Origin of the sequence: Psychrobacillus sp. FSL W7-1457, from assembly GCF_038593405.1 — a bacterium.
Lineage (GTDB): Bacteria > Bacillota > Bacilli > Bacillales_A > Planococcaceae > Psychrobacillus.
Map to the genome: position 1 here is coordinate 3,532,784 of NZ_CP151993.1, position 25,721 is coordinate 3,558,504.

Annotated in this window: 23 protein-coding genes; 10 read left to right on the forward strand and 13 right to left on the reverse strand. The window is 37.2% G+C overall.

Annotated features, from left to right (window positions below):
• Positions 1-115: 115 nt before the first annotated feature.
• Together murB and NSQ95_RS17320 are read right to left on the reverse strand one after the other, a co-directional pair.
• Positions 116-1,033 carry a UDP-N-acetylmuramate dehydrogenase gene (gene murB, locus NSQ95_RS17315; protein WP_169358512.1) on the reverse strand — a complete coding sequence of 306 codons (918 nt, stop codon included), beginning with the start codon at positions 1,031-1,033 and terminating at the stop codon, positions 116-118.
• Positions 1,034-1,109: 76 nt separating this feature from the next.
• Positions 1,110-1,415, reverse strand: a complete 306-nt coding sequence (locus NSQ95_RS17320) for a helix-turn-helix domain-containing protein (RefSeq protein ID WP_169358511.1) — start codon at positions 1,413-1,415, stop codon at positions 1,110-1,112.
• Between the two features lie 184 nt (positions 1,416-1,599).
• Here NSQ95_RS17320 and NSQ95_RS17325 point away from each other — a divergent pair, with 184 nt between their 5' ends.
• From NSQ95_RS17325 to NSQ95_RS17360, 8 genes are all read left to right on the forward strand, one after another.
• Entirely contained in the window at positions 1,600-2,127 is a 528-nt protein-coding gene (locus tag NSQ95_RS17325; protein ID WP_340881737.1) for a YceI family protein, read from the forward strand.
• Positions 2,128-2,307: 180 nt separating this feature from the next.
• Positions 2,308-3,495, forward strand: coding sequence for a hypothetical protein (locus tag NSQ95_RS17330; RefSeq protein WP_340881735.1), 1,188 nt, complete (start codon positions 2,308-2,310; stop codon positions 3,493-3,495).
• An 11-nt stretch (positions 3,496-3,506) separates the two neighbouring features.
• Positions 3,507-4,739, forward strand: coding sequence for a Zn-dependent hydrolase (locus tag NSQ95_RS17335; RefSeq protein ID WP_340881733.1), 1,233 nt, complete (start codon positions 3,507-3,509; stop codon positions 4,737-4,739).
• The gene (locus tag NSQ95_RS17340; protein ID WP_340881731.1) at positions 4,736-5,908 is read left to right on the forward strand and encodes an amidohydrolase; all 1,173 of its coding nucleotides are present in this window, start codon (positions 4,736-4,738) and stop codon (positions 5,906-5,908) included. The genes NSQ95_RS17335 and NSQ95_RS17340 overlap by 4 nt, the downstream gene beginning before the upstream one ends.
• A 211-nt stretch (positions 5,909-6,119) precedes the next feature.
• Positions 6,120-6,410: a hypothetical protein gene (locus NSQ95_RS17345; protein ID WP_169358507.1), complete on the forward strand. Its 291-nt coding sequence runs from the start codon at positions 6,120-6,122 to the stop codon at positions 6,408-6,410.
• A 64-nt stretch (positions 6,411-6,474) separates the two neighbouring features.
• Positions 6,475-8,196, forward strand: a complete 1,722-nt coding sequence (locus tag NSQ95_RS17350) for an ABC transporter ATP-binding protein (RefSeq protein WP_340881729.1) — start codon at positions 6,475-6,477, stop codon at positions 8,194-8,196.
• 385 nt (positions 8,197-8,581) lie between these two features.
• Complete coding sequence (locus NSQ95_RS17355) at positions 8,582-9,871, forward strand: helix-turn-helix transcriptional regulator (RefSeq protein WP_340881727.1); 1,290 nt, start codon at positions 8,582-8,584, stop codon at positions 9,869-9,871.
• Complete coding sequence (locus NSQ95_RS17360) at positions 9,868-9,999, forward strand: hypothetical protein (protein ID WP_340881724.1); 132 nt, start codon at positions 9,868-9,870, stop codon at positions 9,997-9,999. Before NSQ95_RS17355 ends, NSQ95_RS17360 begins: the two co-directional genes overlap by 4 nt.
• Positions 10,000-10,362: 363 nt before the next feature.
• On the opposite strand, the gene NSQ95_RS17365 is transcribed toward NSQ95_RS17360, so the two are convergent.
• From NSQ95_RS17365 to NSQ95_RS17400, 8 genes are all read right to left on the reverse strand, one after another.
• The gene (locus NSQ95_RS17365; RefSeq protein ID WP_169358504.1) at positions 10,363-10,677 is read right to left on the reverse strand and encodes a DUF4288 domain-containing protein; all 315 of its coding nucleotides are present in this window, start codon (positions 10,675-10,677) and stop codon (positions 10,363-10,365) included.
• 264 nt (positions 10,678-10,941) lie between these two features.
• Positions 10,942-12,756, reverse strand: a complete 1,815-nt coding sequence (locus NSQ95_RS17370) for an ABC transporter ATP-binding protein (RefSeq protein ID WP_342560001.1) — start codon at positions 12,754-12,756, stop codon at positions 10,942-10,944.
• Positions 12,749-14,491, reverse strand: a complete 1,743-nt coding sequence (locus tag NSQ95_RS17375) for an ABC transporter ATP-binding protein (RefSeq protein ID WP_342560002.1) — start codon at positions 14,489-14,491, stop codon at positions 12,749-12,751. The genes NSQ95_RS17370 and NSQ95_RS17375 overlap by 8 nt, the downstream gene beginning before the upstream one ends.
• Positions 14,492-14,507: 16 nt before the next feature.
• Entirely contained in the window at positions 14,508-14,978 is a 471-nt protein-coding gene (locus NSQ95_RS17380; protein WP_342560003.1) for a PadR family transcriptional regulator, read from the reverse strand.
• A gap of 156 nt (positions 14,979-15,134) precedes the next feature.
• The gene (locus NSQ95_RS17385; protein ID WP_342560004.1) at positions 15,135-16,661 is read right to left on the reverse strand and encodes an FAD-dependent oxidoreductase; all 1,527 of its coding nucleotides are present in this window, start codon (positions 16,659-16,661) and stop codon (positions 15,135-15,137) included.
• Between the two features lie 493 nt (positions 16,662-17,154).
• Entirely contained in the window at positions 17,155-18,552 is a 1,398-nt protein-coding gene (locus NSQ95_RS17390) for an alanine/glycine:cation symporter family protein (protein WP_342560005.1), read from the reverse strand.
• 262 nt (positions 18,553-18,814) lie between these two features.
• A complete protein-coding gene (locus NSQ95_RS17395; protein ID WP_342560006.1) occupies positions 18,815-19,744 on the reverse strand; it encodes a manganese-dependent inorganic pyrophosphatase in 930 nt (309 codons plus the stop codon).
• A gap of 39 nt (positions 19,745-19,783) precedes the next feature.
• Positions 19,784-20,233 carry an Rrf2 family transcriptional regulator gene (locus NSQ95_RS17400; protein ID WP_342560007.1) on the reverse strand — a complete coding sequence of 150 codons (450 nt, stop codon included), beginning with the start codon at positions 20,231-20,233 and terminating at the stop codon, positions 19,784-19,786.
• 225 nt (positions 20,234-20,458) lie between these two features.
• Between NSQ95_RS17400 and hmpA the strand changes: the two genes are divergently transcribed.
• Both hmpA and NSQ95_RS17410 read left to right on the forward strand, forming a co-directional pair.
• The gene (gene hmpA, locus NSQ95_RS17405; RefSeq protein WP_342560829.1) at positions 20,459-21,646 is read left to right on the forward strand and encodes an NO-inducible flavohemoprotein; all 1,188 of its coding nucleotides are present in this window, start codon (positions 20,459-20,461) and stop codon (positions 21,644-21,646) included.
• A gap of 158 nt (positions 21,647-21,804) precedes the next feature.
• A complete protein-coding gene (locus NSQ95_RS17410; protein WP_342560008.1) occupies positions 21,805-22,608 on the forward strand; it encodes a GNAT family N-acetyltransferase in 804 nt (267 codons plus the stop codon).
• A gap of 225 nt (positions 22,609-22,833) precedes the next feature.
• Here NSQ95_RS17410 and NSQ95_RS17415 read toward each other — a convergent pair whose 3' ends face one another.
• From NSQ95_RS17415 to NSQ95_RS17425, 3 genes are read right to left on the reverse strand one after another with little or no spacing between them, the layout of a single operon-like run.
• The gene (locus NSQ95_RS17415) at positions 22,834-23,418 is read right to left on the reverse strand and encodes a DNA-3-methyladenine glycosylase (protein ID WP_342560009.1); all 585 of its coding nucleotides are present in this window, start codon (positions 23,416-23,418) and stop codon (positions 22,834-22,836) included.
• Positions 23,418-24,692 carry an acetyl-CoA hydrolase/transferase C-terminal domain-containing protein gene (locus NSQ95_RS17420; protein ID WP_342560010.1) on the reverse strand — a complete coding sequence of 425 codons (1,275 nt, stop codon included), beginning with the start codon at positions 24,690-24,692 and terminating at the stop codon, positions 23,418-23,420. Before NSQ95_RS17420 ends, NSQ95_RS17415 begins: the two co-directional genes overlap by 1 nt.
• A gap of 21 nt (positions 24,693-24,713) precedes the next feature.
• A complete protein-coding gene (locus tag NSQ95_RS17425; RefSeq protein WP_342560011.1) occupies positions 24,714-25,244 on the reverse strand; it encodes a DNA topology modulation protein in 531 nt (176 codons plus the stop codon).
• Positions 25,245-25,721 lie beyond the last annotated feature (477 nt).

Genomic DNA, 25,721 nt, shown 5'->3' on the forward strand with positions numbered 1-25,721 from the left:
TCGACAAAATAAGGTAAACCCCTGCCCATCATTTTAAATTTCTTGGAATAGAGCCTGATACTTGAAGATAAAAAAAGCCCCATGAATAATGTATATTCATAGGACTAGATTTATATTATTTACTATTTTCCCCAACTATTTTAACTTCTAGTTCTAACTCAACCCCGAAGTTATCATGCACTGCTTTTTTAACCATTTCAATTGTATTTATATAGTCTGTAGCAGTTGCATTATTTTTATTGACGATAAAACCTGCATGCTTAGTAGATACCTCTGCTCCACCAAAGCCCTTCCCTTGTAAACCACTATCCTGGATTAGCTTACCAGCAAAATATCCAGGCGGTCGTTTAAACACACTACCAGCAGAAGGATACTCTAATGGCTGCTTAGACTCTCGTTGGAAGGTTAAGTCAGCAATTTTAGCATTTACTTCTTCTGGGTTTCCAGGCTTCAGCTCAAATTCAGCCGATAAGACATAGTAACCTTCTTTTGTAATTATGCTTTTACGATATTCTAACTCCAGCTCTTCTTTTGAAAGTACCAGTTTTTCACCTTCAGGAGTAAGAACAGTACACTGCAAAATTACATCCTTGATCTCTCCGCCATAGGCTCCTGCATTCATTGCCATTGCTCCACCAACTGTTCCAGGAATGCCACAAGCAAATTCCAAGCCTGTCAACGATTCTTTTGCAGCGGCTTTGGAGACATCTATAATAGCAGCTCCACTTTCAGCATATACATGATTACCTTCTATAACAATTTTATCTAGCTTCTCTAAGCAAAGAACAACACCACGTACTCCACCATCTCTAACAACCATATTAGAACCATTACCTAACAATAACAGTGGGATATTATTTTTATGAGTATAGTCAACTATAAAAGCTGCTTCTTGCTCGTTTTCAGGAGTTACAAATAAGTCAGCCATGCCACCCATGCGAGTCATCGTGTGTACATGAAGAGCTTCGTCTATTTTCACATTACTTGGATCTAGCTTTGTAATTAATTCTTTGTACCATACTTGTTTGTTCAAAAAAGACAATCCTTTCTTCTTTAACCTATCACCTTACATACTATGCGTTTCCCTATATAAACTTTCAAGTGTCTTATTATAACCAATCCTTGGACCAAGTTTCAATCCCAGTTATAACTTCCTTAAGAGCCATACCTTTATCCGTTAAATTATACTCTACTCGAACTGGAACCTCAGAAAAAAGTGTTCTTTGAACAATCCCTTCTCTTTCCAATTCTTTTAATCGCTCGGACAACAAACGTCCACTTATAGGAAGAGAAGACTCTATCTCATTAAACCTCTTAGAACCGTCTAATAATTGATAAATAATTAAAGTTGTCCATCTTTTACCTAACAATTCCATTGCTTTGGAAAGTCGCGGACATAATGATAATTCCTTCATATTAATCACCTCTATCACTAAGTATTATACGCCTGTTCATATTTTTTGTAAAACCAAAGTAATTAAATTACTTGACGTAATTATATTATTAATTTATAGTTACTTACATAAAGTAACTAAAAGTTACTCTCAAACTATTACGTTTGAATTTGCTATTAAAACAGAAATGTAGGAGGAAATGAAAATGACAAAATTTAATTTGGACGCTGCACATTCTAGTATCGATTTTTCTGTAAAACACATGATGGTATCTAAAGTAAAAGGTAGCTTTACTCACTTTACCGCTGATTTAGAGGGTACTGCTGAGGACTTAACAGGTGCCTCTATCACTTTTAACATTGATGTTAATTCAATCAATACGAATCACGAGGATCGCGATAACCACTTACGTGGCGAGGATTTCTTTGATGCAGAGAAATACCCATCTATAACATTTGAGGCTACTGAAATTAAAAACACCGATATAGGCGAATACGATGTAACTGGTAACTTAACTATCAAAGACGTAACTAAGCCTGTCACATTCGAAGTTGAGTACGGCGGTAAGGGTAAAAACCCTTGGGGACAGGAAGTAGTTGCTTTCTCGGCAGAAACTAAGGTAAACCGAAAAGACTTTGGCTTAGTTTGGAACCAAGCACTTGAAACGGGCGGCGTGTTAGTTGGCGAAGATATCAAAATTTCAGTAGAGTTAGAGCTTAATCCTGCTGAATAACTTATATTATTAAAGGGCATTCCACTAAAAATGGAATGCCCTTTTCCTATTTCTATATGAAAACACTTACATTTCCACCTAAATAAATTAATTATTCTGAAATATATTATATACTTTATTCTAGTAAAGTTTTATGTTAATCTATTGATTATTCTTTATTATCTGAAAGGACGGAAAATTATGCCACAAATGGTCGCTTTGGTTCTCGTTATCGCTATTTTATTTATTGGAGAGTTGGTCTCCACTCGGACAAAGGCTTGGATTCCTTCTGTTTTCGTTTCAGCCGTCCTTTTTATCATTGGATATTGGACCTTTTTCCCAAAGGAAATTGTCTCTATAGCCGGTGTACCACCTGTAGTTGCAACTATGATGATCTATTTGCTAATTACAAATATGGGAACACTTCTTTCTCTTAAACAATTAAAGGAACAATGGAAAACTATTTTAATATCACTAGCTGGAATTTTAGGTATAATTGTCGCACTATTCACAATTGGCATTCTATTGTTTGATTTTGAAACCGTGGTTGTAGCAATCCCTCCATTAGTTGGTGGAGTTGTTTCTGCCTTAATTATGTCAGAAGGTGCTGCAAATGCAGGGCTTACCACTTTATCTGTGTTTGCAATTGTTATATACGTCATGCAAGGATTTGCAGGATATCCCCTTACATCAATTGTTCTTAAGAAAGAAGGTAAATATCTTTTGAACAAATTCCGTCAGGGAGAATTGACTATTGACGGACAACCGGAAAATTCAACAGAGGATACAAAAGAAGAGCTGAAGATGTTTAAAAACCTACCTGCCAAATACAATACAGATTATTTCAAGCTATTTAGACTAGCCTTTGTCGGGTTCCTAGCCTATGGGGTTTCTACACTTTTGAACCCTATTATTGAAATTAGTCCCTTTGTTCTTTGCTTATTATTCGGTATTATCTCAGGAAGCATCGGCTTCTTAGAACGCAATGTACTTCAAAAGGCAAACAGCTTCGGTATTTGTATTCTAGTTTTAATGCTTTTTGTTTTCGACGCTTTAAAAAATGCAACTCCTTCTATGATTATGGAAATCCTATATCCGTTAGTCGGTACGATCATCTTAGGAGTAATTGGTATGTACATATTCTCATTCATCATCGGAAAGATATTAAAGGTAAGTAAAAACATGGCGTTTGCTGTTTCCTTAACCGCACTTTACGGTTTCCCTGCAGACTACATTATTACAAACGAAGTGATCAAGGCCTTAACCGAGGATGAGAAGGAACGAGAAGTTTTAACTAGCCACATGCTCCCACCAATGCTAGTTGGGGGATTCATTAGTGTAACAATTGTATCTGTTGTACTCGCTGGTATTTTCGTAGGATTCTTATAAGGAGTGATAGAATGATAGCCAATCAACTAAGAATAGAGCAGCATATCAACCTTTTAAGTCAATATACAGCTACCCCAAAAGCAGGGGTAACAAGATTAACTTATTCAAAAGAAGATTTGGAAGCTAGAAACTATATAAAAGATAAGATGAGAAATTATAACTTAACGGTTTCAGAGGATGGCCTCGGGAATATTTTTGGAAAACTGGAAGGTCGCGACCCAAGTGCACCATCGGTTATAGTTGGCTCTCATTTTGACTCTGTACCAAACGGAGGAGCATACGATGGAGCTGCTGGCGTTGTAGTCGGGTTAGAAGTTGCCGCTTTATTTCAAGAACAGCAAATCCAGCCAGTTAACTCGCTGGAGATCATTGCAATGGTCGAGGAGGAAGGCTCTCGCTTTGGCGGTGGGCTAATGGGCTCTAGGGGAATGATGGGGTTATTGTCTGAAGATGATTTCCAATCCATCATGGACAAAAATGGGGTTTCAATAAAAGAAGCCATGACTAATATTGGTTTAGATTTTACTAAGGAAAGATATCGTGACCCGAAAACGATTAAAGCTTTTTTGGAGTTACATATTGAACAAGGTCCTATTTTAGAAGAAAAAAACATATCTATAGGTGTTGTGGATGCTATTGTTGGTCTAACTCAGCTAGAGGTTACTATTCAAGGCAGAGCCGGTCATGCAGGTACGACGCCTATGGACAAAAGAGCCGACGCGTTAGTCACAGCTGCACAAATCATTTCCGCATTTCCAAAGCTAGCTGAAGAAGTAGGACATGGGACCGTTATTACTACAGGACAATTAGAAGTTTTCCCTAACGGTTCTAATGTAATTCCAAGCAAGGTAATCTTTTCCGTAGATATACGTTCAGGAGAAGAGGAAAAAGTTCAGCAAGCAATTAATAAGGTGATGGCACTAATTGAATCTAAAAATAATTCGAACGTGCAAAGCGTCGCTGAGCAGCTGCTTCACACGACGCCAAAGGTTATGGACAAAGAAGTTCACTCTCTTTTAACAGAGGCATGCGAGAAACTAGACATTTCCTATTGCCAGATTAGTAGTGGAGCAGGTCACGATGCCATGATCTTCTCTGATTATACTGCATGTGGGATGATCTTTATCCCTAGCAGGAATGGTCTAAGTCATTGCCCGGAAGAGTGGTCGGATACTAGGGACCTTGCTAAAGGAGCAACTATTTTATATGAAACAGTATTACGACTAACGGAGGGAACAGCATGATTAACACTCAAATTAAGGAATCCATAAAAAACAACAGTGAGGAACTAACTGAATTACGTAGGAAATTGCATAGTGAGCCAGAATTATCTTTTGAAGAGTTTAAAACTACAGAATTTATTTGTAACTATTTAGACAAGCTAGGTATTTCTTATCGTAAAACAGAGCCTACAGGAGTTATCGCAGAAATCTATGGCAAAAATGATGGAAAAACTGTGGCATTACGCGGGGATATGGATGCTCTATCGGTACAACAGCTAAATAATGTGCCGTACGCATCTAAAGTAGAAGGAAAAATGCATGCTTGTGGACACGATGCTCATACGTCTATGCTACTAATTGCTGCTAAGGCATTATCAGAAGTGAAGGACCAGCTGCCTGGTAAGGTTCGCTTGCTTTTCCAGCCGGCAGAGGAAATTGCTCAAGGTGCTAAAGCTATGGTTGAGCAAGGGGCTATGGAAGGCGTGGATAACGTTTTTGGTATACATATTTGGTCACAAATGCCGACAAGTAAAATATCCTGCACCCCTGGACCTTCATTTGCTGCAGCCGATCTTTTCACTGTAAAGTTCAAAGGTCGTGGTGGGCATGGTGCTATTCCTGAAGCATGTATTGATGCTGCCCTTGTAGCCTCTTCCTTTGTGATGAACGTTCAAACGGTCGTTTCGCGCACCATTGATCCACAAAGTCCAGCAGTATTAACAATCGGAAAAATGATTGTTGGTACTAGGTTCAATGTTATTGCTGAAAATGCAGAAATTGAAGGAACAGTACGTACGTTCCACCCAGAAACTCGTGATCATATGGAACAGAGCATTAAAGACTATGCAGAAAACGTGGCAGCCATATACGGAGCAACAGCAGAAGTAGTTTATACTCGTGGAACAGATGCAGTAGATAATGAAGAAGAAAGCGCAAAGCTTGTTCAACAGGTCGCTACCGAGGCATTTGGTTCTGACTCTGTATATGATGAAAAGCCTACTATGGGCGGAGAAGATTTCTCAGCATTTTTAACAAAAGCCCCAGGAAGCTTTGCACTAGTAGGATGCGGAAATTCTGAAAAGGATACAGAGTGGGCACACCACCATGGTAACTTTAATATTGATGAAGATTCACTTGTAACAGGAGCAGAGCTTTATGCTCAATATGCTTGGGCTTACTTAAATAAATAACAGGATTTTTGAAAAGCTAATCCAAAGGATAATACAATCCTTAGATTAGCTTTTTCATTTTCTAAAAATTTTCTATATACTCCCCTCTTAGGTCACCTTCAATTAAAGAAAAACGATAAGATATACGTCTATTTTTAAAATTTAACTCAATTGGAAACTATTTTCTGTATTTTTCGTATATACTAGGGGAAAAAGAAGAGGAGGAATTTAAATGGAAGATATAATTGGACTTTTTATTGGCCTTGTTGCTATAGTAATGGTCTTTTCGATTCCGTTAACGGCTATTTGGACAACCCATTTACGCAAAATGCAGTCTATGAAATCTAAAGTAATAAAGGATGAAATTGAACTAGAGAGACTAAAATACGACAATTTCCTATTAGAAACAGAAAAAATGCGATTAGATTTGCAAAACAAGCAAGCTAGTCTATTAGAAATGTCTGCAGACCCCCTAGTCGTAGAGTTGCAAAAAAGACCTAAGGCGGAGACTCAGGCTTTATAATGATCGTGCAGCTTTAGTTTGCACGATTTTTTTGATATAAGAAAAGGAGAAAGGAGTATTTAGCATGTCCTCTTCTACTAAAAATTTTTTCCAATTACTGAAAAGCTTAAGGTGGCCAGTTAAAATAGCAGTTTTAGCTATTATCCTTTCCTTATTAAGCACGGTCATTAGTTTAGTCGTCCCTTTAGTCACTAAAACTTTAGTTGACTCATTGACCACAACCAGCTTCAACTGGACACTTATTCTCTTGTTATTAGGTGTATTTATATTGCAGGCCGTATTCGGAGGATTTTCCTACTACCTCTTATCTTACATGGGAGAATTTGTCGTAGCTGACTTGAGAAATAAACTATGGAGTAAGGTTCTTCATTTACCTATCCCCTACTATGACCGACACGAAAGCGGAGAAACGATGAGTCGTATCACCCAAGATACTTCTACATTAAAATCATTAATCACTGACCACTTAGTTAACTTTGTATCAGGTATCATAACAATTATTGGTTCAGTTATCATCCTATTCTTTATAGACTGGAAAATGACATTAATCATGCTTATAAGCGTTCCATTAAGTATGGCTATTATGATGCCTTTAGGTTCTATGATGCACAAAGTCGCGAAGGCAACCCAAAAAGAAATGGCCTCATTTTCAGGATTGCTAGGTAGAGTTCTATCTGAAATAAGACTAGTAAAATCTTATCGGGCAGAACAAAATGAAACCGTTAGTGGCGGAGAGGCAATCCAAAGACTCTATCGGTATGGTCTGAAGGAAGCCAAGATTCAATCATTTATATCCCCTTTTATGACCCTTATTATGATGGCTATCCTAGTTGTCATCTTAGGTTATGGAGGATTGCAGGTTTCTAATGGTTCACTCTCTGCAGGAGACCTTGTGGCAATTATCTTCTATCTAGTCCAAATCATATTTCCCTTTGCTCAAATGGCTACATTCTTTACCTCGTTCCAAAAGGCAGTTGGAGCAACGGAACGGATTCAAGAGATATTTGCAATGGATAGTGAACCTGTTGAGGATCAATCAACGAAAGCGTTGGAAGATGGGATAATAACTTTTAAAGACGTTCATTTTTCTTATGGAGAAAACAAAAAAATTATAAATGGAATTACGTTTGAAGCAAAGCCTGGTACAGTCACCGCTTTTGTAGGACCAAGTGGTGGAGGAAAAACTACTATATTTTCTTTACTAGAGAGGTTTTACGAGCCTGACCATGGTTCCATTTATTTTAACGGATCTCCTATTCAAGAACTACCTTTAAGAGATTGGCGTTCTAAAATGGGCTATGTTTCACAGGAAAGCCCTTTGATGAGCGGTACTATTTTGTCTAATATGACTTATGGAATGACGAAAATCCCTTCTATGGAAAAGATTATAGCGGCCGCAAAAGCTGCAAATGCCTCCTCCTTTATAGAAGAACTTCCTGACAAGTACGATACCCTTGTAGGCGAACGAGGAATGAAGCTATCTGGCGGGCAAAGACAACGAATAGCAATTGCAAGAGCCCTATTACATGACCCTAAAATATTACTATTAGATGAGGCTACCTCAAACTTAGATAGCGGATCAGAATCTTTTGTGCAAGAAGCTTTAGAGCGCCTGATGAAGGGCCGCACTACTCTAATCATCGCACATCGATTAGCAACCATCATGCATGCAGACCAAATCTTCTTTATAGAGCAGGGAGAAATTACAGGCACCGGTACACATGAAGAATTACTAAGTAGTCATGAATTATATAAAGAGTTTACACAAGGACAAGGATTATCTTAGAATCTATCTGTCATATTTCTTTATAATGCTGAATAAGATAACTTTAACCCTCTAAATTCACCTAGGAAAATGTAAACGCCAAGCATAGTTTTTTGCTTATACCACAGGTTTTGAATGTAAAATTTTAACTTTGAAGTTCCCAAAAGACTATTTTATAGCTTTATTTTAGTAGTAAAATAAATTCATATTGATACCATTAAATTACAACTTTTAAAATATTCATAACTATTTTAGGAAAGTCATATACAAAAATACCGTTTTTTTGATAGTTTTCAACAACCACTTTCATAATAATTCAATTCTATACTTTTTTCAGTTTTTTTATGCTATCTTTATTATAGTATCTGATTCCTATTTAGATCCTACTCGAGGGGGGTTGAATTAGGTGAATATAGGGCAGCTAATCAAATTAGAACGACAGAGACAAAACATGAAGCAGGAATACTTAGCTTCAGGTATTTGCGTTCCATCTTATCTAAGTAGAATAGAAAATGGGTTAGTTATCCCTAGTGAGGATGTTCAGCAACACTTATTGAAACGCTTAAATATTCCTATGAATGCCTTGAACAGTGATGGTAATGAAGCAAAATTATCTCATTTTAAGTCTCATTTTAAAAATGTTATTAATTCTCGAGACAAACAGAAAGCAAAAACCCTTTACCACGACCTCCATGTCTACATAGAAGATCATCCCTTCGAACCTAACAGGCTAACACTTCTAGTTATGGAGACACGATTGATGCTTATGCTACCTGACTATACTAAAGAGGTACAATCAAACCTAGCTATCTTGGAAGAGTTCAAGAAAGAAATGTCTACCGATCAATTATTTTACTTATCTACAATTCAAGGAATTATTGCCTACCAAGACAATGAATTTAGGCAAGCCTCCGAGATTTTCTTGCAAATCTTTTCTCTGATAAAAAGCTATCGTATGGAAGACTGGGAAATGGCTGAGCTTTATTATATTTCTAGTTTAGCCTTTTTATCTGAGTCTAGGTATATACTAGCGATTGATTACGTAAAATCTGCTTTATCCTATTTTAATCAAGAAATTTTAATAGAGAGGTCAATTGAATGTCTAGTTATTTTAGGAATAGCTCAAAAAAATACTGGTGTATTAAAAGATGCTATTGCATCTTATGAAAAGGCAAGAGAAATTAGTTCTAAAATTGAATCTGCAAAATTTAAAGGAATGATAGAACAAAATATTGGAGCATGTTATTCTCTCTTGAAAGAGAGTGATTTAGCGCTTTTTCACTTTAAAAGTAGTTTACAGGCTAATTCAGATCCCAATAAGAATGTGATTTCTATTTTATCTATTTTAAAAGAGCATCATAAAAATAATGATATTAGTAATGCCTTAATTTGGTTAAATAGTGGTTTAGAAATATTAGATAAGCTCTCTGAGAGTAATAGAGATTTTTATTCTAATCATTTCACAGTCTATAAAGTATTATTGCTTAATGATTCTAATTCTATTACAACCTTTAAACAAGTCTTGGACTATTTTGAGGGTAAACAAGAATTCAAATATTGTTCTATTTATTGCTATGTTCTAGCAAAAAAGTTAGCTAAAGAGAAACAATATAAACAAGCTACTATTTATTATCAAAAAGGCTTTAACTATCATATAAAACAATCTAAAGTATCTAGTTGGGAGGAATTATCATGAAAAAATTTTTTATTGGTGTATTATGTCTTTCAGCATTATTAATAGCAAGCGTATCCAATGTTACTGAGATAGCTGTAGATGCAAAACCAGAAATCACTTCAATCAAGCCTGGTTCTAAATTTCTTTAAAATAGTTAGTTAAAAAAAGGCTTGGACATAATATTTTATCATTACACTTAAAGGGAAATTGCACTTTGGATTTCTCTTTAAGTGTATTTAGGAAAATATCTCACGAGATCTTTTCTCGTACTGTTTTGACCATGAATGTAATTATACTAGTTGTACGGAGTGAAGGCGGCGACTCCTAGGGGACAAGCACGTGGGAGAGACTACAGGCTCGACCCGTGCCCCCAGGAAAGCGTCCGCTGTAACGGAGTACAACGGCTACAAAGTAGGCATAAAATAAAGCAGTTCAAGTTTTACACATCGTAAAATTTGAACTGCTTTTAATTTGAGGTGGGTTTTGTCCCACCATCTTATCTTATATTCTTTTCAATAAGTTCTATCTAGGTGAGCTGCTTCATCGAGGATTATATGGTGGCTGTAGACTTCTGCAAATTCTAGTGATTCTTCAATTTTGTCAACCATTTCGAAAACATCAAGAATCATCACTAATTTTATTATTGTCTTTTCTCCAAAGGCATTGGTATAAGTGACGTCTTTAAAATGTTCCTTTACTAAACGATCTACATCTTCAAATCTAGGTGCTCGAACGATGTTGATGGTTTCTTCAAATGTTTTATTAGGCATAGATTCAGGCGAGGAAATATGTTCAAATAATAGTTTGACCGAAAACGTTCTCTCCATTCTTTTCACCTCAATTCCTTTTTTTTCTTATCTTAATTATTGAACATTCTTGTACTAAAAGCTACTTCTTTAAGTTGTGAAAGTCTCTATTGAAAATAGCTCTAAAACGTAAAAAAAATTAGCTACTTTCATACTAAGGTTTATTTCTTTTGTTGTATAATTCGACTTATATTTCACTTTAGCCACCTAAAGTTATTAGTTCTAAAATACTTTTAATTTTAAAAAACTCTGTGAGGCCATTGACAAGCCTCTCAGAGTTTTATATTAAATATTAAATTGACTTTCATATAGGTCAGAGTAGAACCCTTTTTTCTGTAGCAACTGCTCATGTGTTCCAGATTCAATTAGCGTCCCATGATGGATAACCAATATTCGATCAGCGTTTTCTATCGTTTTTAGGCGATGTGCAATCACAAAGCTGGTTCGTCCTTCTGATAACCTATTTAATCCTCGCTGAATCTCAATCTCTGTCTTCGTATCTATACTAGAAGTAGCTTCATCTAATATGAGAATGTCCGAATCCGCCAATATTACTCTAGCAATCGCTAGAAGCTGTCTCTGACCCTGGCTAAGACTTGAGCCACCGGAGGTGATGATTGTCTCATACTGGTCTGGCAAGTGCTTGATGAAACTATGAGCAGATGCCATTTTGGCTGCAGCTACAACTTCCTCATCTGAAGCATTTAAACGTCCATAGCGAATATTCTCCATAATTGTTCCAGAAAACAAGAACGTATCTTGAAGCACGATTCCAATTTTTTCTCGTAGCTGGCTAATTTTATAGTTTTGAATGTTAACTCCATCTATTTGAATACTTCCAGAATCAATATCATAAAAGCGCATAAGTAGATTTATAATAGTCGTTTTGCCGGATCCAGTGGGACCAACTAATGCAACCTTCTCTCCTGCCTTTACCTGAAAGGTTATGTCCTTTAGGATAGGGGCTTCCTTTTCATACGAGAAGTTTACATGAGAAAATTGTACATCCCCCTTGAAGGATTTTATATCTAAAGCATTTTCCTTATCTTGCATGTCTGGTGATTCATCCATAATCTCAAATACCCTTTCAGCCCCTGCTATCGCAGATTGAAAAGTGTTAAGCAGGTTAGATAGTTGGTTAATCGGACGGAAGAATTGACGAGAATAGGTAACAAAAGCAGCAATAATTCCAACTGTCGCCATCTCTTGTACTGTCATCACTGCCCCTACTCCGATAATTAGCGCAAGTCCAAGATTATTGATGAAGTTATTGATTGGGCCTAAAAATCCGGATACTGTATCTGCTGCCATGGCAGAGCCTCGCAGCCTTTCATTTACACTTGAAAATTTATTAAACGTATTCTCTTCTTGGCCAAAAAGAGTAATAACCTCATTACCTGAAATTGCTTCCTCTATAAAACCATTTAACTCTCCTAAATCTCGCTGTCTTTTTATAAAGTTACTGCTGCTATATTTGATGATTTTTTTCGTAGTAAAAATGATAAGCGGAATGATTAGCAGTGATACAATCGCTAATATCCAGTTTAATGCAAACATCGCGATAGCCACTCCACTTACCATCAGAATGGAAGAAAATATTTGGATAACGCTTTGACTCAATGCATTATTTAAGCTCTCTATATCATTCGTCACACGACTCATAAGGTCTCCATGGGTTCGTTTATCAAAAAATCGTAATGATAAGGTTTGGAATTTAATAAACAATTCCTGGCGAAGTGTTTGGATGGTTTTTAGGGACACTCGCACCATTAAAAATGTTTGTAGCCAAGTGAATATCGAAGATGCTGTATATACAAATGCTAAAAATATTAAGAAACGAAGAGTTCCATTTAAATCCTTAGGAATAATATATTCATCAATTATGACTCCGATAAGGTATGGTGCAAGTAAATTTAGCAAGGTGGACACAATAACAAAGCCGCTTGCTGCGATGAGAGCTATTTTTTGTTTCTCTAAGTAACCCCATATTCTCTTAATGGTGCCTTTACTATCCTTTGCCTTGACCACAGGGCCTCCGAACCCTCTTGGACCTCGAGCCCTTCCCATGGCATTGGGTGGTTGAGTGGATGCTTTATTCATCTGAAAGGACCCCCTTCCCACTTTGCGTTTCATAAATCTCTCTATATACCTTACTAGTCTTCAGAAGCTCATCGTGTGAGCCAGTAGCTTCAATACGACCATCGTCAATGACTAATATTTGATTGGCATCAATGATAGAAGATACTTTAGAAGAAATGATAAACACCGTTGCTTCTCCGTACTGTTCTTTTAAAGTCTTTTGTATTGTTGCTTCAGACAACGCATCTACTGCAGATGTAGAATCATCAAAAACTAGAATCTTAGGCTGGCGAATAAAGGCCCGCGCCATGGATAAGCGTTGCTTCTGCCCTCCGGATAAATTGGTTGCACCCTGCATCAGCTCATGTTCAAATTCTTGCTCCAGCTTCTCGATAAACTCGTAGGCTACTGCCGAGCGAGCTGCATTTTCCATCTGTCTTATATCTGCATTTTCATTTCCATAGCGTAAATTTTCCTCGATAGTACCAGAGAACAAAGTAGCCTTTTGAGGGACAAATCCGATTAGACTTCGTAACTCTTTTAAAGGGTATTCCTTTATATCTTTACCACTTATTTGAATCATTCCTGTATCTGGGTCATATAACCGAGATATGAGCTTTACTAGAGTAGACTTACCGCTTCCTGTTGATCCAATTATGCCAATTGTGTCTCCAGGATTCGCGTGAAATGATATATCCTTTAAGACATATTCGCCGTTTTTACTATAGCTAAAGTTAACTTGGTTAAATTCTACTTCTCCAGTTACATGAGTATGATGTTTCGGATTTACTGGCTCTTGTATTTCAATATTCGTATCTAAAACTTGCTGAATACGGTTTGCTGAGGTAAAGGAACGAGTAATTTGCATTAATACATGACTACTTGAAATAAGACCATTCATAATAATATTAAGATAATTGATAAAAGCTAGAATAACTCCAACCTGCATAGTCCCTTCATCTACTTTGATGGCACCCATCCACATTCCAAAAACAACACCTACATTTACGATAAATAACATGACAGGCATTAGCGATAAGATAACTTGTTCTGCAGCCATATTTCTTTTAGTCAAAGTGTCATTCACATTTTTAAAAGATTCTATTTCATGATGCTTTCTATTAAATGCTTTTATAACTCGAATACCAGAAAATGTCTCTTGTAACTTCGTATTTACTTTATCCATTGCCTTCTGTACCTTGACGAAAAGCTTGCCTGTTTTTGAAGAGAAGAAATAAATAAATGCCATTAAAATAGGTATAGTCACTAATAATACTGGAAATAACTCTCTTGCAGTGACCCATACGATAATAACTGAGCCTATAAACAACAATGGTCCTCGTACGAAAATACGTAATGTCATCATTAATGCCTGCTGTACTGAAGTGACATCATTTGTCACAATCGTGATAAGCTTTCCAGTTCCATAGGTATCTGTGTTACCACTAGAAAATTGCTGTGTCTTTTGAAAGACATCTCTCCGAATGTCAGCAGCAAAATTGACTGCAGCCTTGGAACTATAAACCGTACAACCAGCTCCTCCTATTAAACCGATAAATGCGGTGACGAGCATTAATATACTCATCTGGATAACATAGGCATTATCATTTTCCGCAATACCATTATCGATAATATGCTGCATAATCGTTGGCTGGAGTAAATCCATTGCCACCTCTAAACACATGAGTAAAGGAGCTAATATAGCAAAAACCGTATATGGTTTTAAATAACGAAGCAACTTTTGTAGGGATTTCATCTATTATCTCCCCCTTCTATAGATTTTCTTTTTGCAATTGCTTTGTAATAGATTGGATGAAATTTGTTAACCTAATTGTATTTTCCTTATCTTTTCTAGAGGCTTTAACTGCTTTCCTTAATTCATCCTCCCATAGATCGAGTGTCTCTTTAAGCTGAATGGCCTCCGACGAATTTTGCCATTCCCATCTCGCTTGCCAATTGTCCCAAAAATCTTCTGTTTTTTGCTTAGAGTATTCTTTAAGTCGAGACTTTCCCTTGTCACCCAGAGAGTAAATCTTCTTCTCTGATTCAAGTAATAACTCAATCATTTCCTGCTCCAGCAATTCCTGCAAAGCTGGATACACGGTCCCAGCACTGGCTGAATAAAATCCTCCAGCTCGCCTTTCTAATTCCTTCATCAGCTGATAACCATGCTTTGGACCTTCCTCCAACAAATGTAGTATCGCTAGCTGAACAAACCCTCTTCTCCTTTTTATATCGATCACTTCCTTTATGTATATCGATAATTTTAATCGATATACTTTAGAAAGACAATACTAATGATATCTGATAGCCAGAATAAGAAAAACAACACAAAAATAGCCAAGAAAGTATAAATAACTTTCTTGGCTCTTATATAACGGCTAAGAACATTAGCCTTCTTAGTTTAATCTTTTTAATGGTTCGAACGCTGGTCCCTCCAGCACCTCACCTTTATAGCTAAAGCGTGAACCATGACATGGACAATCCCAAGAGCTCTCTGCATTATTAAACGCAACATCGCACCCCAAATGGGTGCATACTGGTTTAACTAAATACACTTTTCCATCCTCGTCCTTGTATGCGCCTACCTTTTTTCCTTCTACTTTTACAATATCACCTGTACCTACTTTTAAATCCTCTAGTTGGAGATCTACTTTTTCGGTCTTACCTTTAACGAATTCCTTAGCAACACTCGCGTTAGCTTTTGTGAATTTAGTAATATCTTCTTTTTTCATTTTTGATCTTGTAGGGGCAAAGAATTCTGCGAACCGGTTTACTTTCCCTAATACATTGTCTACCATAATTTGAGCAGCAACTACACTGTTAGTCATACCCCATTTTCGGTACCCAGTTGCCACTAATACATCTGGTTTGTCAGAGGTCATTACACCAATATAAGGGACTTTATCTAATGTTTCTAAATCTTGTGCAGACCATCGATAGTTATAAGATTGAAAGTTAAACTTTTCCCGACCATAGGCAGCTAAAGTTTCATACTTAGCAGTAGTATCTCCCTCCTGCCTTCCTGTCACATGACCTTCTCCGCCCAACAGAATATATCTTTTCCCGTCTGATCCTAACGCTGAACGAATTGACCTTGTGGGTTGCTCTACATTAATGTACATACCCTTCGGAGAGCTTTTTTCTGCAGGAGCGGCTATGACATAAGACCGGTGTGGTTCTAACCGTGTAAAATATAAACCATTTTCATCATTAAAAGGATAATGACTGCAAACGAGAATTTTCTTCGCTTTTATCTTATGACCGTCTACTGTTTTAACAATATTGTCTGATAGAAGATCTTTAGCACGAGTCTCTTCAAAGAAATGTACCCCATTTTGTACTGAGTGATCTACTAAAGCTTTGGCATATTTTACAGGATGAAACTGTCCTTGGTTGTCTAACCTAAGTGCTTTTTTCACCTGATATGGAAGCTCTGTTTGTTCCGTTAAAGTAGCAGGTCCAATACCTAATTTCTGATAGGCGTCCATTTCTTTTGTAACAGTATCTACTCCATCTTCCGTATCTGCATATATGTAGGCAGGCACTTTTTCAAAATCACATTTAATATCTAAATCGGAGACAGTACGTTCCACGAAGTTAAGAGCGTCCACCTGTGCTTCATAGTATAACTTCGCTTTTTCTTCATTAAAGGTATTGATCAATTGCTGGTAGACATGTCCATGCTGGGTAGTTACTTTTGCAGTCGTGAAACCTGTAGTCCCATGTAAAATTTTACTTCCCTCTATAACTGCTACTGATTTACCACTTTTACTTAATAAATACGCAGCAGTTATTCCTGTTAAACCTGCTCCAACTACTAATACGTCTACTTCTATATTTTCATTTAATTTAGGAAACAATGGGAGTTCATTATTAGCTAACCAATAAGACTCTAAGTTTCCTGGTAATATCTTTTTTGTCATTATGTTTCCTCCTTTATTTATACTAGTGTCTATCTATTCATGAAAGTTTATTCAACAGAATCCATTTCATAATTCCTTTTTTAAGGATAAACACGAACAATTCAAAGAGAATAATAAAATTTATTTGTTTTTAACAAGAGAGTAGAATGGATTTTTGATCTAGGGGATGCTTTTCCATAGGGCTAGCGTATGACTGAAGCTTGTCGATTGATCATAGTTCTGCATTTAAAATGAAACTCTATTTATGAAGTTGCTGCACAGAACGTAATTTGATGGATAGTAACTCTCTTAAGCCTTTGATACCCGTCCCATATTATTACAAAACGCATTAGGTAAAATACAACTAGTTTTTATAATAGGTTGATACGGCTAGGACACCTTACAAAGAATTCTTGGCAGAATAATTATTATTAGATAAAAATAAAGCTGTGAATTTTTACTGTTCGTAAAATTTTCGCAGCCTTTATGAGAATGTTTCCAGCTTCTTTACTGATTATCTATCTTCTTCTTCCCAACACTCTGTATTTTTCAGTCCTGGAATTGATTTAGCATAAAAGACTGGATCTTCCCCTTTTTTTCGTTGCCTTGTAAAATCGTCTAATACCTTAAAGGCTACTTTACCCAAGAGGATTATGACCGCTATATTCAACGTTGCCATTAATCCCATAAACAGATCGGCCAGGCTCCAAACGAGCTGAACATGTGCAATGGAACCAAACATGACCATACCTAATACGACAAAACGATAAGCAGTTAGCCATCCCTTGCTTGCATTCATAAATTCTATATTCGTTTCCCCATAATAATAGTTACCCATAACAGAACTAAAGGCAAAGAAAAGAATAGCTATTGCTACAAAATAAGGAGCCCATTCACCAACATGAACAGCTAATGAGTTCTGGGTAAGAACAACCCCATCATCCTCACCTGTGCTATAAAGGCCTGCCAAAATAATAATAAATGCGGTTGCTGAACAAATGATAATTGTATCAAAAAATACACCTAAACTTTGAACAAGGCCTTGTTTCGCTGGATGAGATACGCTTGCAGTTGCGGCAGCATTTGGAACACTCCCCATCCCTGCCTCATTAGAAAATAAACCACGTCTAACTCCTTGCATGATAGCCGCTCCGATTGTTCCGCCAACAGCTTCCTCTAGACCAAACGCATGTGTAACAATTAATTTGAATACTCCGGGAACTTCAGAAATATTTGTAATAACTACAAAAAGTGTAATCGCCAAATAGAATAAGGCCATTACAGGAACAACTATCTGAGTAACACGGACAATTCTATGTACACCACCGAAGATGATAACCGCTGTTAATATAACTAAAACGATTCCAATTAAATAAGGAGGAATATCAAATACCTCTCCTACAGAAGCAGCAATTGTATTCGATTGAACTGCATTAAATATAAACCCAAAACACAAGATTAAAAGAATACTAAACACAATTCCAAGCTTTCTACTTCCTAGTGCTTTCTCCATGTAGTATGCGGGACCACCACGAAAGTTTTTACCGTCTCTCACCTTATATACTTGCGCTAAAGTACTTTCAATAAATGCAGTCGCCATACCAATAATAGCTATAATCCACATCCAAAATACAGCCCCTGGCCCGCCAATACCTATCGCTAAAGCCACTCCCGTTATATTACCTGTACCTACTCGAGATGCAGTACTGATTGTAAAAGCTTGAAAGGGAGAAACTCCACCCTTTTCTTCTTTTTTTTCTGTAATTAAACGAAACATCTCGCCAAACAAACGAAACTGAACAAATTTTGTGCTAAACGTAAAATACAAGCCTGCTCCAACGAGCAAGGCAATCAATATATAAGTCCATAAAATATTATTGAACCAATCCACAGCGGTCTCAAGCCACCCCATATTATTTCCCTCCTAATTTTATACTCTTTGCTATATACCCTATTTGTCCTACAAATAACAAGATAACGTAAATTAATTTTATTTTTTCCTGATAAAGATTTGTTTTTACTAGTTCTTAGTTATTAATAAAACTATTTTTGCAACCTATCCAACGACGGAGATAACTCTTTTTCTCTACTATAAAAAAAAACCCTAAGAGATTTTACTCTTAGGGTATTTTTCCAATATTACTTCCTAGAAACTACACTAGAAATTTTTATATTTATTCAGCTAATGCCTCTGTTAATGCTGGTACTACTTGCTTCTTACGAGAAACGACTCCTTTTAATAATGCAACATTATTAACGAATGCCACATTAAATGCTGCCTCCGCTTTTAATGCCATTTTACCTAACGCTAAAGCAACGGAGTCATTATTCAAGATATCTGTTACTACAAAGAAGAAGAGGTCTAATTCTTTTTCTTGAATTTCAACGTTAATCAATTCCTCTAATTGCTCTTGACGTCCCATCACGTCATTCACGTCGACAGCGTTAACTTGAGCAATGATTACCTTATGTTCACCCATAGTGAACTCTTTCGCATCTAACGAAAGTAGGTCTTCTAGGCTCTTATCGCTAAGATCAGCTCCAGCTTTTAGCATAGCTAGGCCATACTCTTCCACATTTACACCTGCTAGTTTTTCTAGCTCACGCGCAGCCGTAATATCTTCTTCCGTGCACGTTGGGGATTTAAATAATAACGTATCTGAAACAATAGCAGAGAGCATCAAGCCTGCAATGTTAGACGGTATTTCGATTCCTTTTTCTTTAAATATTTTATTGATGATCGTAGCAGTACACCCTACTGGCTCTGCACGATAATACAAGGGATCTGCTGTTTCAAAGTTAGCGATACGGTGATGGTCAATAACCTCTGTAATTTGTACTTCTTCTATTCCAATTGCGCTTTGTTGTTTTTCATTGTGATCTACTAGAATTACTTTTGTCGCTTCAGTTTCTACATTTTTTATCAATCGTGGAGCTTCAAACCCAAATTTCTCAAGTGCATATTTAGTCTCATTGTTTAATTCGCCTAAACGAACTGCCTCAGCCTCTACGCCAATTGCATTTTTTAAATATGCATATACAATAGCTGAAGTAATTGTATCTGTATCAGGGTTTTGATGTCCAAAAACTAGTACCTTTTCCATGAATAATCCTCCTAAAAATCTTTTTCCGACCTTATTTTATCATATATCTTGTCTATCATTGAAAAGTAAATTTGCTAATACATCCTTGTTATTAAGAAAGTCTGCAAGTGTATATTCGTCTAGCACCGTTAAATAGGCTTTTAGTGCTCTATTTAAAGCTCTCCTTAATCCACAAGCTGGAGTTATTACACATCGATTTGACTGACAATCAAAGCATTCTACTAAATGGAAATCATCCTCTGTCTTCCGTACAACTTGTCCTATGTTAATCTCCCCTGGTTCCATAGCCAAACGAATACCGCCACCTCTGCCACGAATCGTTTCAATATACCCAAGTTTCCCTAAATCATAGGTAACTTTCATTAAATGATTTTTAGAAATACCATATGCTTCTGAAATGTCTTTAATAGTTGATAGGTCGCCTTTGTTTTTTGCTCCTAGATAGATCAATACTCGAAGCGAAAAGTCTGTATACATTGTCATTCTCATACTAACACCGCCATTCATTCCATTATACCTACTATGACAAACTCGTGAAAGAAATGTGACTGTTTATTTACAAAGATTAAAAGATGTATTTTATATATTGCTTTTAATTTTGATGAGGGGTATGTTGAACTTATAAAAACAAAGCGCTATTATTTATGCTCTTGTGAAGAAGTCATGCAGGCACATACGGATAGCGCTGAAAATGAAAAGGATGTGCAGATGCATATGTTATCCCAACACACAATTGATATAGTAAAATCCACTGTCCCTGTCTTAGAAGTACACGGAGTAGCAATCACAACTACATTTTATAAAAATCTTTTTGAAGCTCATCCAGAGCTATTAAATATTTTTAATCATGCTAACCAAGAGAAAGGTCGCCAGCAAAATGCTTTAGCTAATACGGTCTATGCTGCAGCTGTTCATATTGATAACTTAGCTGCTATTATTCCTGCCGTAAAACAGATTGGGCAAAAGCATGTAAGTTTAGGGATTAAGCCTGAACATTATCCGATTGTCGGTCAACATCTATTAGGAGCTATAAAAGAAGTATTAGGCGATGCGGCAACAGACGAAATAATTAATGCATGGGCTGAAGCATATGGAGTGATCGCAGATGCTTTTATAGGAATTGAAGAGGATATGTACGTAGCCGCCGAAAATCAAGAAGGAGGCTGGAGATTTTTTAAAGACTTTATCATTACTGATAAGGTGAAGGAAAGCGATAATATTACCTCATTTTACTTTAAGCCTGCAGACGAAGGTGCCTTACCTTCCTATGAACCAGGTCAATATATTACTGTACGAGTAAATATTCCAGGAGAACAATATTTGATGAACAGACAATATAGTCTATCTAAAGCTTCTGATTTAGACGCATTCCGAATCTCCGTAAAGAAAGAAGACGAAAGCAATCCTGAAGGAAAAGTATCCGTACATCTTCATAAACAAATGAATATAGGTGATACAGTGGAGATAAGCGCTCCTGCTGGGGAGTTTACGCTCAATAAGGAAGAAACTGCTCCAGTAACTTTTATTAGCGGCGGAGTAGGAATCACACCTATGATGAGTATGCTTGAAACAGTAGCAAACAATCAGCCTGAACGTTCTGTTTCCTTTATATATAGTACACGTAAGAAGAATTTGCATCCCTTTGACCAAGATATTCGCTCTTTAATAGATTCCTTGGAAAATGGCGTATATAAATCTCTATACTCCGAAGAAGGAGATGGATATATAACTAAAGAGATTATTAAAGAGTACGCTCACAAAGATGGAGATGTATATGTATGTGGTCCTGTAAGCTTTATGGAAGCGATGATCAATCATTTGTTAGAGCTTGGATTTGCAAAAGATCATATTCATTACGAATTTTTCGGACCTGCACTGCATTTAAATTTAACTGAAGTTTAATAAATCTTTAAGCTAGGATGCTGTCTATTTATGGGCAGCATCCTTTTTAGGTATTTTTTTACCAATTAATATGCTTTTAGATATATGAATAGTTAAAAGGAAATGCTATAATTAGCCTATATTTTATTTTAAAGATAGAAATGAGTGATAAATTCATAATGGTTAAACAATTTGAGAGTAAGTATATTCCCCTATCTAACTACTTTAAAAAGTGCATTAAAAAAGAATTTATCCTTACATATGAAGAAATTGAGGCAATCATAGGGCAAGCACTACCAAATGCAGCCTACTTAAGCAGCAGTTGGTGGAAAAAAACAAAACCACCTGCCTTACACTACTTTGCGTGGATAAATTATGGGTATTCAGTAAAGGATGTAGTTTTAGGAGAGACGGTTATCTTTCAGGCAATGAATGAAGTAGAAGATGAGGAAAACGACATAGATCAAGATATATTAGTTATCCGAGAAGCAGAACTAGAGGATGCTCGTCCCTTCATTACTTTGCAAGAGACTATTTTTTCAGAAACAGACTTTATGCTGTATGGGGAGTCTGACTTTCAAATGACCGTTCAGCATATAAGAAAGCAGATGACTGTTTGGAAAAGCTCGCCTAACTCAGTCCTTTTCCTTGCCATTATGAATGGACAGTTTGCTGGCTTTATATTACTTCAAGGTCATTCTGCTCCTAGAGCAAGACATCGCTCCTCTTTAGTAATAGGAGTAAAAAAGCAATTCTCTAGAAAAGGTGTTGCCTCTTCACTTATTAACCGTGCATTTCTCTGGGCAAAACAAAATGGTGTCTCTAAGCTAGAGCTCACCGTTATAAAAGAGAATGTGGTGGCCTACAGACTTTACCAAAAGGCTGGCTTTGAAAATGAAGGGCTAAGAAAAAATTCCTTGCTCATTAATGGACAATACGTAGATGAATACTATATGGGCCGAGTCATCGAGTCAGAGAATTGAAAGTTATCTATACAAACGGTATTTTATGCATCTAACTAGCTGTAAGAAGGCAGCAAAAAACTTACGATATTTAAAATGTATTCATGTTCAAAAAAGAAGGCACTTTCTGTTCGATTTAGAACAGAATTGCCTTCTTTTTACTTATTTCCTCGTTTATTAGCTTCAAAATTAGCTTAAGATTCCTTGAGGACTTTTGAGCACCCATCAATCAGTATTTTAGTTGTTCTATCGCATTTTCGATACATATGGATTGTCAGTTTCCCAGAAGCGATAAGGATAATGAACGGCTTCTCCACTGTTTTCTATCCCAATGCGTGGTCCAGTAGAGATGGATGGAGCTACCTCACCCTCTGACATATATAAAGGCTTTTCACTCCAATGATGACCATAGTAATCCATTGTAATAGCCATTGCCTTCGTCAGCTTTCCTGGACCGTTTGTCCATTGCTTCATTGGAAGCTCACGTCTATTCACTTTCATTTGTTCCAAGCCTTCTATTGGCTCTAAAGCACGTATTAAAATAGCCTGAGGAATGCCCGTTGGAGCTGCAACTACATTAATCAATGTATGCGTGTGCATTTGATACGTATAAATTAGTCCTGGCTCCCCGAACATTACTTCTGTTCGCTTCGTTCTGCGATTACCAAAGCTATGAGCTGCTCGATCTTCTGCCCCCATATATGCTTCCGTCTCAACAATTTTCCCAATTAGCAGACCACTAGTATGCTCATGGATTATGTACTTCCCTATTAAATCCCTTGCAAGCTCTAATGTTGGTTGATGAAAAAAAGTAGGCTCGATTGGTTTCATTATAAAAGTAGCCCCATCTTTTTCGCTTCAAATGTGAGCTCTTCTCGGAACTTAGGATGAGCGATTGAAATCAGCTGCTCAGCCCGCTTGGAAATCGGCTTGCCGAACATACTAGCTACGCCGTATTCGGTGACAATCATATCAATGTCATTTTTAGATGTAGTCACTATAGACCCAGGTGTTAACGAAAGCTTAATGCGAGAAATCTCGTCATTTTTTGCGGTTGATGTCATACATACAAAGCCTTTTCCTTTTTTAGAAAATCTTACTCCCCTTGCAAAATCAGCTTGTCCACCTGAAGATGAATAATATTTACCTGCAACTGTCTCAGAAGCACATTGTCCATACAGATCTACCTCAGTAGTTGCATTAATAGATACAATTCGTTCTTCCTTTGCAATTTCACGTGGATCATTTACAACACTAACCGGCAAAAACTCTACGGATGGATTATTGTTTAGAAAGTCATACAACTTCTTGGATCCATGCGCAAAAGTAGCTACTATTTTTCCTCTGTTCGTAAATTTCTGTGTACCATCAATAGCACCCGCCTCCACTAAGTCGACAATTCCATCTACAAACATTTCCGTGTGGATTCCTAAATGCTTATGATTTTTTAGTAGGCTTACAACTGCATTTGGAATAGAACCTATTCCAATTTGTAACGTATCTCCGTTATCAATCATATCAGTAACATACTCTGCAATTTTTAGGTCCTTGTCTCCGATCGGAGGCGCTACATCTTCTAATAAAGGACGATTATTTTCTACATAACCAAGTATTTGACTAATATGAACCTGATTTTGACCAAATGTTCTTGGCATATGCTCATTCACTTCTAATATGAATGGCACTGTTCCAATAAACTCACTCACTATATCTGCCTGTGTCCCCAAGGAAAAGTACCCAAATTCATCCATAGGAGATGCCACTGCCATAACCATCGAAAGATTCGTGGATGACCTTAGAATTCTAGGCATCTCATGAAAGTGATTTGGCACTAAGTCGACTAGACCTTGATGGAATGCCTTTCGCGTTGCTCCACTTAGAAAGTAAGAAACATGCTTTAACTTTCCAGGATAGGCACCTTCCATATAAGGACGATGCTTTAATGCCAACAACTGATGTACCTTTACATTCGTTAAGTCATGAGCATTTTCTTCTAATATATCTAAAAGCTTATGTGGTTCTCCATTTGTTAAAGGCAGAATGATATCTGCATTCGGAGGTATTAACTCGATTATTTGCCTGTCACTCAATATTTTTTCTTTCATTTTTTACACCCCTAATATATTTCATTTTACTGGTGAAACAGTATTTAAAAATGTCTTTAGTTCCTTAGGATTTCTTAATATGCATATGTCCCTGCTCTTACCAGCTTCAGAAAGTACCTTGAGTATGGTAGGCCTGACTTTACTTGGAAAGCCCCAGACGAACTTTAGAAAATCCCAATCCAACTTCTCATTACAGCCGGAAGCCATGTCATCTCTAGTCTTCCCATGGTGTTTCCAAACCCGTTTTAATACTCTATATGTACAGAGTGTTCGTCGGAAATCCAAAAATATGATTAAATCAGCATACTTCACTCTCCACTCAAGTGTTGAGTTGAAGTTTCCATCTATAATCCATTGATCCTCTTCTAGCTTCTTTTTTACCTTTTCTATGAACTCATCTTTGGAAACCGGGACCCACCCCTCGTTCCAATAGAGGGAATCTAAATGAACCAATGGCAAATCCCACTTTTTAGCGAGCTGCTTTGAAAAAGTAGATTTACCCGCTCCACTAGAACCAATTATTAGTATCTTTTTGTGTTTTGAGCCTGGCATTTTTAATATCCCCCTTTATATGAGATAACTTCATTGTACTATTTTTTAACCAAGAGACAAACAAGAAAAGCGCAAGCGCCTGTTCTGACCCGACAGGTAAATGGGAAAGAGCGAGGAGGCAGCTCCTCAGCCACCGGAGCTTTTAACCATTTGACCCCGAGGGGCAAGGCGGTGGAGCTAGACATCAAGAAAAGCGCAACCGCCTATCTCTGCCCCGACAGGCAAATGGGAAAAAGCGAGGAGGCAGCTCCTCAGCCACCGGAGCTTTTATCCATTTGCCTGTCGGGGCAAGGCGGTGGAGCTAGACATCAAGAAAAGCGCAACCGCCTATCTCTGCCCCGACAGGCAAATGGGGAAAAGCGAGGAGGCAGCTCCCCAGCCACCGGAGCTTTTATCCATTTGACCCCGAGGGGCAAGGCGATGGAGCTAGACATCAAGAAAAGCGCAAGCGCCTATCTCTGCCCCGACAGGCAAATG